Consider the following 12093-nt stretch of genomic DNA (forward strand, 5'->3'; position numbering starts at 1 on the left):
GACGTGGACAAGCGACTCTTGTGCATCCGCCATGGCGATGGGCCCATGGACGACAGAATTACGACGTGGTGCGGGGCGCATAACGTACGGCTTGATGCGCGGCGCGCGTGGCAGGGCGACGATCTGGGCGAGGTCACCGATGATCTGGCAGGCGTGGTGGTGTATGGCGGGATCTACAACGCCTATGACACCGATCTGCATCCATTCCTGCGCGATGAATACCGGATGATTGATGCGGTGATGAAAGCCGACGTGCCGCTGCTTGGGCTGTGCCAAGGCGCGCAAATGATCGCGCATCACATGGGCGCATGGGCCGGAGCGCCCGCCCATGACAACCACGAGTTCGGCTGGTACGAGGTCACGCCAACAGATGTGGGCCGTGATATCCTGCCCGCCCCCCATCACTTTGCCCAAGCGCATTTCCACACCTTCGATTTGCCCACAGGCGCACGTCACATCGCGCGTAGTACCTTGTTCGAAAATCAGGCCTTTGCGGTCGGGACAAATGTTGTCGGCTTCCGGTTTCATCCCGAACAGACAGTGACAGGGTTCATGCGCTGGCAGGCGCGGGGTGAAGGCTGGGGGCGCTACGCAGAACCCGGTGTTCAGGATCGCGACACCCAAATTCAGCTAATGCTGGAACATGATGCAGCACAGGGCGCATGGCTCGACGCGTTCCTCAGCCGCTATTTTGCAGGTGCGCCATGATCGCGCGGTGGGCCGACCAGACCCGTGCGGACTTTGCCGCCCTGACGGACAATACCATTGCAGTGCTGCCGCTTGGGGCCACGGAACAGCACGGCCCGCACCTGCCCTTCGGTGTCGACACCACCCTGACCGAAGCGGTTCTGGATCGCGTTGAAACCACCGCCTCCGTGTTGCAACTGCCCACGCTCACCATCACCAAAAGCGATGAACATCACCGCCATGTGGGCACCCTCAGCCTTGGCAGTACGACCTTGCTGGCAATGCTGGATGACATCGCCGCTTCGGTGGCGCACGCGAAGGTTCAGCGCCTCGTTTTCTTCAACGGCCACGGGGGAAACACCGCCCTGCTTGAGGTCGCGGCCCGCGCGGCCCGGATCGACCATAATATGATCTGCACCGGTACCAGTTGGTTTGCCTTTGCCGATCAAAGCATGTTTGACGCGGATGCAATCGCATACGACCTGCATGCGGGCGACCTTGAAACAAGCGCCATGCTGGCCGCCCGACCTGACCTTGTGGACATGAGCCAAGCGCAGAATTTCCGCACCGCGATGCAGCACTGGGAACAGGCGGGCTACCAGACCGGGTTAACCGGCCAGCCCGCGCGGCCCGGTTGGATCATTGACGATCTGAACCCAGAAGGCGCGCTTGGCAATGCGGCGGGAGCAACGGCGGAAAAGGGCGCGCACCTGCTGGACACCGCAGCACATGGGTTTGCCGCGTGGCTGGCGGATTTTGCACAGTTTGATCACAGGGCCGCGACATGAGCGATATTCTGGTTCCCACCGCTCTTGTCCAACACCCCACCCGCTTTGGCGGGGCTATGACGGGCGATTGCCTGCGCGGCATACCCGTGATCGACAAGGGCCGTCTGGTGGGTCTGCGGGACCCGGCAGGTACCGCCCCTCAGATGATCATCCCCGCCCTTGTCGAACCTCATTGCCACCTCGACAAATGCCACACCATCCACCGGCTTGGGCAGGTTGGTGGCGATCTCACTCATGCCATCCAATGCCAATGGAATGACAAGATCAATTGGACCGAGGACGATATCCGCACCCGCGCCACCAAGGGGCTTGCCGAAGCGCACGCCAATGGCTGCCACCTGATCCGCAGCCATGTGGACTGGGGCGACGCGGTTGCACCGCCGCTCAGCTGGTCGGTGCTGAACGATCTGGCGGGGGATATGCCGGGGCTGCAACTTGCGGCCCTCATTGGCATTGGAAAGCTGGCGGATGCGGGATTTGCCGACCACATCGGGCAGACACTTGCGCGCACGGGCGGTGTGCTTGGTGCCTTTGTGCTTGGCCACGACACGATGCTGAACGGATTGGAACACGCATTTGCCACTGCGCAGCGCCACGACCTGATGCTGGATTTCCATGTGGACGAGGGCCTTGGCGGACATAACGGGCTTGAGGCGATTGCGGATATGGCGCGGGCCACCAAGTTTGCGCGTCCGATCCTGTGTGGTCATGCGGTCAGCTTGATGGACCGGGGGCAAGACGACTTTGACCGGATCGCAGACAAATGCGCGCACGCGGGCATCACGGTTTGCACCCTGCCCGCCACCAACCTGTACCTGCAAGGGCGCACGCGCGGCACGCCGGATCGGCGCGGGATCACGCGGGTGCGCGAACTGCGCGCCGCAGGTGTGGCCGTGGTTGTCGGGTCCGACAATGTGGCGGATGCGTTTTGCCCTTTGGGTCAGCATGATCCGCGCGCGGCGCTGGCCCTGGCTTGCGTGAGCGCGCATCTTGACCCGCCTTTGGGCGACTGGCTGCGGGCAATCACCACCGATGCCGCCGCCGCTTTGGGCCATGCACCCGCTTTCATGGACGGCGCGCTGTTGAGCGATCTGCGCAGCTGCGACGCGGTACACACCGCTGATCTGATTTCAGGGCGCACCGCCCTGCGCCCCGCGACGGAGACGCTGGCATGACTTCACTGTCGGGCAAGACCAACATCGACTGGGGGGCCTTTGCCGCCGCACTCGCACCTGTCGAAACCATCACGGAACCGGTGCTGATCAAGAAACGCAGCCGCGATTTCTTTTGGTACTCTCCCATCCTGAACGACGTACTCAAACGGTGCTTTGGCGATCTGGTGGCGTTGCCCAAAACGATTGACGAACTGGCATGCACCCTCGCGGTCTCCTACGCGCATGACGCACCCATCACCATACGCGGCGGCGGCACGGGCAATTACGGGCAGGCGGTACCAATGGATGGCGGTTTGATCGTTGAGACCACCGCTCTGAACAAAGTGATCGAGATCGGCGAGGGCTATGTCACCGCGCAGGCCGGCGCATTGATGGCAGACATAAACGCAGCGCTTGCGCCGCACGGGGCCGAGTTGGCCATGTTTCCATCGACCCAGGACATTGCGACCATCGGCGGCTTTGTCGCGGGGGGCAGTGCAGGCATCGGGTCGGTTGCAAACGGCGCGTTGCGCGATCCGGGTAACATCATCTCGCTGAAAGTGATGACGGTCCGCGACGCGCCCGAACTGCGTTGCTTTGACGGGGCGGATGCGCTGCACATCCATCACGCCTGGGGACTGAACGGGGTGATCGCCGAAGTGACCCTGCGCACTGTCAAACGCCATGACTGGGTCAGCTGTATGGCAACATTTGACAGCTATGAAGGTGCCTATGCCGCCGGGCATGCCATCGCTCAGACAGATACAATCCACGCCAAGTTGCTCACCACGGTGGATGCCCGTATCTGCGCCTATTTCCCCAAGCTGGAAGGGCACATCCGGGCGAGCAAGCATCTTGCTGGTCACGATGATTGCGCCATATGACGCCGATCCCCTGCGCGCACTGGTCACGGATATGGGCGGTCAAGTTGATCTGATGCTGGCAGATGACGAACGCGCTGCATTCAGGCTACCGCATGTGTTCGATTTCAGCTATAATCATACTACGCTGCAAGTGCTCAAGGCGGATCGCAAGGCGACCTATCAACAGGTGGGCTGCCCAATCCCGCCGGATCCACAGGCCATTGCAAACGTGCGCCCGCATCTGGGGGATGACGTCTGGATGCACCACGAATTTGCGCGGGTCGGGGGCGAGATTGTGACCTTTGATCTGCCGATCATCTGGTTTCAAAGCCCTGAACGGCTGGCCGAGATCAACGCCACATATGAGGCACACGGGTTCACCGTATATGACGCGCACACATGGAACGTCGAAGGGGGTGGGCTGAAACCCGACTACAGCCATCTGGCGTGGAAAAAGCGGATGGACCCAAAGGGGCTGCTGAATGCGGCCAAGTCGCGGTTCTGGGATGATGTGAAACACCTCGATCCGGACGAGATCGAGGCCAAAGGCCACGGTAACGCAGGGTGATCAACTGTGCGACTTCACACGTCTCGACAATGTGTGAGAATTCACTGTCCAGATCACCAACACGCTCGTTTTACGCAGAAAGGATGGTTTTCGGCCCAAGAGCGGCGCTGAACCACAATGAAGCAGAGCTTTGGTGGCGTATTTGTGAATCTGCAACCTCGCAAGATGGGGTTGACGCCATAGCCCTGATCGTTTGAACTCCGGGCGTCCCCCAAACGGGGAGGCGATAAAATAGCAGAACAACTGCAACACCAACAAGGTGGGCACTCACCCGCCGACACGGGGCGCGAATATTCCTTTTCGCGACACCAACAGAGAGGAAGACAATGACCTTTTTTACCAAAACCGGCAAACCGCTGCCAAAATCCGTAGTGGATTCCGCGGCACGTGCTGGTGATGACGCCGTCAGCCGCCGCGAGTTTCTGGCGCTGGCCAGCGCGTTTGGCGCAACAACCGCAACCGCTTATGCGATGATGGGCCTGTCAGCCCCTGCACAGGCCGCCGCCCACCAAGCTGGTGGCACCGTGCGCATCCAGCAGGAAGTCCGCGGTTTGAAAGACCCGCGCACCTATGACTGGTCGCAAATCGCGAACTTTTCGCGCGGCTGGCAGGAATATCTCGTCCATTACGAAAACGACGGCACATTCATCGGCAAATTGCTGGAAAGCTGGGAAATCTCGGACGATGCGAAAACCTACACCCTGAACGTCCGTAAGGGCGTGAAGTGGAACAACGGTGACGACTTCACCGCCGAAGACGTGGCACGCAACATCGCGGGCTGGTGTGACAAGGAACTCGAAGGCAACTCGATGGCGGGCCGTTTCGCGACCCTGATCGACGCCGACACCAATAAGGCCATCGAAGGTGGCATCGAAGTCGTGGACAGCCACACGGTCAAGCTGAACCTGCCCGCGCCCGACATCTCGCTGATCCCGGGCATGGCCGACTATCCTGCGGCCATCGTGCACGCAGACACGTCACTGAACGACATATCCAGCCCCATCGGCACAGGGCCCTACCTGCCCGAGTCGCTCGAAGTGGGCGTGAAGGCCGTGCTGGTGCGCAACGAAGATCACACATGGTGGAACGCCGGCAATGGTGCCTATCTGGACCGCGTCGAATACATCGACTACGGTACCGATCCTTCCGCCTTTGTCGCCGCTGCCGAAGCGGACGAGATCGACATGACCTACTCCATCGAGGGCGAATTCATCGACGTCTTCGACACGCTGGACGGCTGGAACAACAACGAAGTTGTAACTGCGTCGACCATCGTGATCCGGCCCAACCAGCTGGCCGAAGTCGACGGCAAGAAGCCTTACGAAGACAAGCGCGTGCGTCAGGCCATCACCATGGCTGTAGACAACGAAGTGCTGCTTGAACTGGGCTATGCCGGTCGCGGTGTGCCAGCGGCAAACCACCACGTGGCCCCCGTGCACCCCGAGTTTGCGGAAATCCCCGAGCGTGTGGTCGATCCGGTCGCCGCCAAGGCGCTGATGGACGAAGCGGGCATGGGCGATTTCGAGCACGAGCTGATCTCGATCGACGACGCGTGGCGCAAGGACACCACCGATGCGGTCGCAGCCCAGTTGCGTGACGCAGGCATCAAGGTCAAGCGGACCATTCTGCCCGGCTCGACATTCTGGAACGACTGGGCGAAATACCCGTTCTCGTCGACCAACTGGAACCACCGCCCTCTGGGCGTCCAGATCTGGGCACTGGCCTATCGCTCGGGCGAGGCATGGAACGAGTTTGGCTGGTCCAATGCCGAGTTCGACGCCCTGCTGGCCGAAGCACTGGCGACCCCCGACCTCGAAGCACGCCGCGCTTTGATGGCCAAGGGTCAGAAGATGATCCAGGACGAAGGCGTGACCATCCAGCCTTACTGGCGCTCGCTTTACAACCACACCAGAGAAGGTCTGGTCGGTGGCGAACACCACATCTCGTTCGAAATCCGGCCCGAGCAAATCGCCTGGACCTGATCAACGCGATCATATGATGCGAAATTGGGGCCACATCGCGTGGCCCCTTTTTTGTGGAAGCCCCCAGATCGAGGTTCATTATGGACACCATACTGCTTGCCGCACAGGCACTAGGCACTGGCCTGATCGCCAGTTGGCTGACCCTTGGTGTGCGCGACAATATCCAGCACCCGGCCGTCAATGAGTCATACACCGCCGAGGTCATGGAAATGACGCGAACGCAGGCTGACTATCCCGACAGCTTTGCTCATGTGGCCCACCGGGCGGTGACGGATCGCGCAGTCCAGCAGGCCACATTCCGGTTGGTGGTCGGGGCCGAACTGGTCGCCACGCTGGCGCTGTGGGCCGGGGTGATTGCGCTGCTGCTGGCCATGGTTGGCGGCGTCGATGCAGGCACCGCGCGCGCCATTTCGATGATCGGGACCATGGGGTTCACCGCTGTATGGGCCGGGTTCCTTATTGTGGGCAATCACTTTTGCTATTGGTTCTGCCACGAAGGGGCGCAGAACACACATTATCAGATGACCCTTTGGGGGATCGGCACACTCATCCTGCTGGCGCAGGGATAGGCGGAGCTACACAGCCGCCAGACGTGCCACGGGGATGTGCAGCATCTGCCCTGACAAAGTTGGATCAACGCGCAAGACGGGACCGACAAGGTCATGCAGGCGGGTTACCAGATCCGGTCCGTCCAACTCCTCCCGGGTGATACGGGCAAAGCGGGATTCCTCATGGATCAGATCCTCTATCAATGGATCAATGACCGCCCCGCCGCCGCCCGGATACCGATAATACCCCCATCCGTATTTCTTGCCCAATCGGCCCTCGGCCACCATACGCGCAAGGATGGGAGACGGTGCCGAGCTTGCCCACCCCTCCAGCACCACATCGAGCCCTATCAAGTCCTGCGCCTCGGACGGACCCATTTCGTATCCCCATGCCACCAAAGCCTCATCCAGTTCCCACGGGTTCGTGTGGTGAATCAACATGCGTTCGCAGGCCTGCCAGAACGCATCTTGCAAGGGGTGCAGTGTGGCGGTCATTCGGGGCCGATGCTGTCCAGAAACCGGTTGGAGGCGATGGTCGCCAACAGATCGTTCACCGACATCTGCACGGGCTTGGCGCTGGTATCGACCTGCGCCAGCGCGCGTTCATACAAGGGCGTGCGGGTGGTCAGAAAGGACTTTAGCTGGTCCATCGCACCCGGATTGCCCTCCATCGGGCGCAAATCGCCCTGGGCACGCACCCGGGCCATGTGCTCAGCGGGGCTGGTGCGGACCCAGACGGTGTGGAACCGCTCAAGCACCTGGGCGTAGGTTGCAGATTCGGCCACGATGCCGCCCGCCACCGCAAGGATCAGCTTGTCGTGATCCTCAATGACACGGGTGATCGCTTCGGCCTCCAGCGCCCGGTATCCGTCCTGACCATAAAGCGCCATGACCTCGCCCAAGGGCATGCCCGCCTCAGCCTCGATCGCGTCATTCAACTCGACAAAGGGCACCTTGAGCTTTTCGGCGGCGCGACGCCCAAGAGTGGATTTACCCGCCCCGCGCAAGCCAACCAGACAGATACGTTGCGCACGCAGAGCCATCGGGTTTTCGGGGGCCAGCAAGGCGCGCACACGGCCCTGCACCGGGCCGGTGGCCTCTTCGTACAAGCGCGCCACACGGGCCACGTCGGCCCGCATGGGCGCGGCTTCACTCAGCAAATCCTCGATCCGCACGTTCAGCGCTGTTGCGACCCGATCCAGCAGGATCACAGAGATATTACCCTCGCCCGCCTCAAGCTGCGCCAGATAGCGGGGCGATACGCCGGACATATCCGATAGCGCACGGCGCGGCAGCCCTTGGGCAGTGCGGGCCGCACGGACACGGGTGGCGAGGCGTTCGATCATCGCAGCGGATGCGACGGGTATGGGCTTGGGTGATGTCATGCGCACTTGTTATTGTCTTAACAATTGGTTGTAGCCCGCGCGGGCCCGGGTTCAATATCTCAACCCTCACGAACCAAAGGTGCGATGATCTGGCGCAAGTGCCGCGGGGCAGGCTGGCTCTTGAACTGATCGGCAATGACAAAAACGCATGTGAACGTCCCCTCAAAGCACAGGATGCCATCCTGCGCCCCATGCACCGCAAAAGTGATCGACCGCTCGCCAAGCCGTGTGGGCCAAACCTCGCAGAGCAGCCTGTGGCGCGGGGTGACAGGGGCGCGAAAATCCATGCCGAGATGCACGAACGGCGTGCCGATATTGTGATCCAATTCCAGCTGATACCAGCCATCGCCGCCCAGATGCGCCTCCCACCACGCATTGATGGCATCCAGCGCGAACCACGGCAAACGGGCGGTGTAGGCGATCCGCGCGGGGTCGCAATCGCCCCACGTGACACGGATTTCGTGGACAAACGCATCGGCCATGTCAGGCCGCCTTGGCCGCCTGCAGCTCCGCCATGATCCCCTGCACCCAAGGCAGCGCGATATCTTCGGGCATCTCGAAGCCCGAGGCATCGTGCAGCCCCCGCTCGCCCACCACCTCTGCCTTTTGGGCGATCAGCATCTCGCTCAGCTTGAGAGAGCCGTGATTGAACGTCTCGGCAAAGACCTGATCGCCAAGGCCGAACATCGCAAACCGGATGCCTGACAGGTCGGGAGTGGTCCCTTTCAGCGCCTCTTCGAACGGCAGAGCCGTCGAGGGCAGATCCCCGTTGCCGTAGGTCGACGTGACAAAGATATAGAACGTGTCCTTGTCCAGAACATTTGGGTCCACGTCAGCCAAGCTGCTGATATGACAGTCAAACCCTTCGCCCAGATCCGCCTCGATATCTTCGCACAGCATCTCGGAATTGCCGGTTTCCGACCCGTAGTACAATCCAATTTTCATCCAGTTACCCTCAGGCCATGTGCAGTTTGACGTATTCGAAATCGCCCGGCTTGTTGTCGATACCGACGCGGGGCGGGGCGATCCAGCTGGCGTATTTGCCCGGCTCATAGCACGGTTTCATCAAGGATTGGATAAAGGCACCATCCTCTTTGGTCGGCAACCATTCGTGCGCGCGCGCGTCCCAATCAGTTTGCGAGATGAACGTGCCCTCGGGCGTGATCGGTTGATCCTTGAACACCCCGATCTTGCGGTGGAACCCTTCGTGCGGCAGCTTCAGCTCGAACGCGATACCGGTCCGCGAAATCTGTTTGTTCCAACGGCGCAAGCCACCACTTGCGTCGCGCACATAATCGTCGCGCAACCGCATGTTAATCGCCGTCAGCGCAGGCACATCCTCGGTCACGATCTGCCCGTCCTTGATGCTGGCGACCTTGTAGGTGTCGCCCTGCAACTTGTGGTCATCCTCAATCCGCTGCTCCATATACCGCCCCTTGATGCCCGCGTTGAAGGCGTTCGCAGCATTGGTGCTGACCTCTTGCCCGAACAGGTCGAGCGACAGAGTATAGTGCAGGTTCAGCTTTTTCTGGATCGTGGGCAGGTCGATCACGCCCAGATCACGGATTTTGCCGATGTCGTAGGGGTCGTCGATACCATTGGCCTGCATCGCCTCGATCGTGGCCTGAATAGTACGACCCACGCCGGTTTCGCCAACGAACATGTGGTGCGCTTCCTCGGTCAGCATAAAGCGGCAGGTGCGCGAAAGCGGATCGAACCCGGATTGCGCAAGGCTTTCCAACTGCATCTTGCCATCGCGGTCGGTGAAATAGGTGAACATGAAGAAAGACAGCCAGTCGGGCGTTTCCTCGTTGAAGGCTCCCAGCATACGCGGGGAGTCCTCGGACCCTGACGAGCGGACAAGCATGTCATCCGCCTCTTCCCGCCCATCCTTGCCGAAGTATTTTTGCAGCAGATAGACCATGGCCCACAGGTGCCGCCCTTCCTCGACATTGACCTGAAACAGGTTGCGCATGTCGTAAAGGCTCGGCGCGGTCAGACCGAGGAACTTTTGCTGCTCGACCGAACCCGGTTCGGTATCGCCCTGAATGACGATCAGCCGCTTGAGCATATTGCGATATTCGCCCGGCACCTCCTGCCAGGCGGGCTCACCGTAATGTTCACCCATCGGGATGCGCCGGTCTTCGACCGCGGGGGCCAACAGCACGCCCCACCTGTATTCGGGCATTTTCACATAGTCGAACTTGGCCCAGCCTTTGGGGTCAACGCTGACGGCAGTACGCAGATAAACCATGCTTTCCTGAAAGTTCTGCGGGATCAGGTCGTTCCACCAGCTGATATAGCCGGGGTGCCATTTCTCCAGTGCTTTCAGCACTTTGCGATCCTCGCTCAGCCCCACATTGTTCGGGATTTGCGAGTCATAGCTTACATTCACCAAGTCCATCGTCCGTCTCCTGTCTCGTGAGGGCTTACACCCGATCCATATCAAAATTACCCCGAACGCCAGTGCCGTAGCGCTGCAATGCGCCTTCGGCTCCGACCGCGTTGGGGCGGTTGAAAATCCAGTTCTGCCACGCGGTCAGCCGCCCAAAAATCCGCGTTTCCATCGTTTCAGGGCCTGCAAAGCGCAGGTTCGCCTCCATCCCCGTCATAGCATCGGGGGAAAAGCTCGCGCGTTCTTCGAGGAAGATGCGGATTTCATCCTCCCAGTCGATGTCGTCGAGGATCATGGTGACAAGGCCCGCCGCCTCCGCCTCTTCGGCCTCAAGTGCGGCGCCGGTATGGGTGTTCAACCCGTTTGCCTCGCCCGAGCCGTAAAATCGCGTGTCCAGTCGTGTCAGATCATTGCCCATCGGGTAGGCCCCAAAGTTGCCCGCGCTAAGGGTGATGGTGGCAAGGGATCGGTTGTCACCCTCAAACTCATCTTCCATCATATAGCTGCGGTCGACCGCCCACAGCAATTCCGCCAACACCCCGGCAAAACAGCTGCCATGTTCGACCAGCGCCACAAGCGAGCGTGATGTGACATCGATCCGCTTGAGCACGCGCTTCCAGTAGTGGCGGATTTCGTTGGCCAGCCAGTGATCAGGGTGGTCGAGGATCAGCGCCTCTTGCGCCAGCACCGCCTCAGGATCACCCTGGCTGCGCATGACCCAGACGCCCAGATCGATTTCGTTGAGCCGTAGATGCAGGATTGCGTCATCCAATTCACGGGCAAGGCGCAGCAGATAGGATTGATCGCCTTCAGCCACAAGGGCATCGGGATCAGCCGGGGCGTCACCATCAGGCCCTTTGATCAGAATTTCGGCGCGCCGTGCATCACGCACCACGCTGACTTCGACAAGGCTGTAGCTGACTGCGCCATCCTCACCGACTGTCTTGTCGAGCGGGCCAAGGGTGATGCCTTGCGCCAAGTCCGGCTTGGTGCTTGCCGCGGCAAACTCCGCCGCCCGCTCTGCCACAACGACATCGAAGCGGGCATTTGGCACCGCCTCATCGACAAGCCCCCATTTGACCGCGCGCTTGCCCTTGACCCCTTCTTCGGTCGAACAAAACACATCAGCCAGATCGCGGCGCACATGGCGCTTGTCCGTCACGCGGGTCAGCCCACCCGTTCCGGGCAATACGGCCAACAGCGGCACTTCGGGCAAAGAAACCGAGGACGACGAGTCGTCCGTCAGCATGATGTGATTACATGCCAGCGCCAATTCATAGCCACCACCTGCACAAGCCCCCTTGATCGCGGCGACGTATTTCTGGCCGCTGTCGCTTTCCGCGGCTTCATATGTGTTGCGGGTCTCATTGGTGAATTTGCAGAAGTTCACCTTGTGGGCATGCGCAGCACCCCCGAGCATCCGAATGTTTGCCCCGGCGCAGAACACCTTGTCTTTGGCCGATTGCATCACGACCACCTTCACCTCCGGATGTTCAAAGCGCATCCGCTGCACCACATCCGCCAGCTCGATATCGACACCCAGATCGTAAGAGTTCAGCTTGAGTTGATAGCCGTCGAACAGCCCGCCATCTTCATCCACGTCCATGAAAAGACGGGCGATCGGCCCCTCATATTCAACCCGCCAGTGGCGATAGCAAGACGGGTCGGTCTGAAAATCAATGATCTTGGGCATGGTCACTGCGCACTTTCTGATTTGGCATTA

The 12093-nt window shown here is 60.6% G+C and carries 13 protein-coding genes; 7 read left to right on the forward strand and 6 right to left on the reverse strand.

Annotated elements, in window-relative coordinates; all coding sequences use genetic code 11:
* Window positions 1-3 precede the first annotated feature (3 nt).
* The 7 genes from Q0859_RS01030 to Q0859_RS01060 all read left to right on the forward strand — a co-directional run bounded on the left by Q0859_RS01030 (window position 4) and on the right by Q0859_RS01060 (window position 6611).
* Window positions 4-708, forward strand: coding sequence for a glutamine amidotransferase (locus Q0859_RS01030; protein ID WP_299146986.1), 705 nt, complete (start codon window positions 4-6; stop codon window positions 706-708).
* Window positions 705-1475, forward strand: coding sequence for a creatininase family protein (locus tag Q0859_RS01035; RefSeq protein WP_299146987.1), 771 nt, complete (start codon window positions 705-707; stop codon window positions 1473-1475). Before Q0859_RS01030 ends, Q0859_RS01035 begins: the two co-directional genes overlap by 4 nt.
* Entirely contained in the window at window positions 1472-2650 is a 1179-nt protein-coding gene (locus Q0859_RS01040) for an amidohydrolase family protein (protein WP_299146988.1), read from the forward strand. The genes Q0859_RS01035 and Q0859_RS01040 overlap by 4 nt, the downstream gene beginning before the upstream one ends.
* The gene (locus Q0859_RS01045; RefSeq protein WP_299146990.1) at window positions 2647-3513 is read left to right on the forward strand and encodes an FAD-binding oxidoreductase; all 867 of its coding nucleotides are present in this window, start codon (window positions 2647-2649) and stop codon (window positions 3511-3513) included. The genes Q0859_RS01040 and Q0859_RS01045 overlap by 4 nt, the downstream gene beginning before the upstream one ends.
* Window positions 3497-4060 carry a hypothetical protein gene (locus tag Q0859_RS01050; protein ID WP_299146991.1) on the forward strand — a complete coding sequence of 188 codons (564 nt, stop codon included), beginning with the start codon at window positions 3497-3499 and terminating at the stop codon, window positions 4058-4060. The genes Q0859_RS01045 and Q0859_RS01050 overlap by 17 nt, the downstream gene beginning before the upstream one ends.
* Window positions 4061-4386: 326 nt before the next feature.
* On the forward strand, window positions 4387-6042 hold the full coding sequence (locus Q0859_RS01055) for an ABC transporter substrate-binding protein (protein ID WP_299146992.1): 1656 nt from the start codon (window positions 4387-4389) through the stop codon (window positions 6040-6042).
* A gap of 80 nt (window positions 6043-6122) precedes the next feature.
* Window positions 6123-6611 (forward strand): DUF2165 domain-containing protein, encoded by a 489-nt coding sequence (locus tag Q0859_RS01060; protein WP_299146993.1) that lies wholly within the window; start codon window positions 6123-6125, stop codon window positions 6609-6611.
* Between the two features lie 6 nt (window positions 6612-6617).
* On the opposite strand, the gene Q0859_RS01065 is transcribed toward Q0859_RS01060, so the two are convergent.
* Genes Q0859_RS01065 through boxC form a run of 6 tightly spaced genes read right to left on the reverse strand, consistent with a single transcriptional unit; the run spans window position 6618 to window position 12063 of the window.
* Window positions 6618-7085, reverse strand: coding sequence for a 3-hydroxyacyl-CoA dehydrogenase family protein (locus Q0859_RS01065; RefSeq protein WP_299146994.1), 468 nt, complete (start codon window positions 7083-7085; stop codon window positions 6618-6620).
* Entirely contained in the window at window positions 7082-7975 is an 894-nt protein-coding gene (locus tag Q0859_RS01070; RefSeq protein WP_299146995.1) for a helix-turn-helix transcriptional regulator, read from the reverse strand. The genes Q0859_RS01065 and Q0859_RS01070 overlap by 4 nt, the downstream gene beginning before the upstream one ends.
* Before the next feature lie 59 nt (window positions 7976-8034).
* Window positions 8035-8457 carry a thioesterase family protein gene (locus tag Q0859_RS01075; RefSeq protein ID WP_299146996.1) on the reverse strand — a complete coding sequence of 141 codons (423 nt, stop codon included), beginning with the start codon at window positions 8455-8457 and terminating at the stop codon, window positions 8035-8037.
* 1 nt (window position 8458) lies between these two features.
* A complete protein-coding gene (locus Q0859_RS01080; protein ID WP_299146997.1) occupies window positions 8459-8920 on the reverse strand; it encodes a flavodoxin domain-containing protein in 462 nt (153 codons plus the stop codon).
* A 10-nt stretch (window positions 8921-8930) separates the two neighbouring features.
* Complete coding sequence (boxB, locus tag Q0859_RS01085; protein WP_299146998.1) at window positions 8931-10379, reverse strand: benzoyl-CoA 2,3-epoxidase subunit BoxB; 1449 nt, start codon at window positions 10377-10379, stop codon at window positions 8931-8933.
* A gap of 25 nt (window positions 10380-10404) precedes the next feature.
* On the reverse strand, window positions 10405-12063 hold the full coding sequence (gene boxC / locus Q0859_RS01090) for a 2,3-epoxybenzoyl-CoA dihydrolase (RefSeq protein ID WP_299146999.1): 1659 nt from the start codon (window positions 12061-12063) through the stop codon (window positions 10405-10407).
* Window positions 12064-12093: the final 30 nt, after the last annotated feature.

The sequence above is a fragment of the uncultured Tateyamaria sp. genome (assembly GCF_947497045.1).
Classification (GTDB): domain Bacteria; phylum Pseudomonadota; class Alphaproteobacteria; order Rhodobacterales; family Rhodobacteraceae; genus Tateyamaria.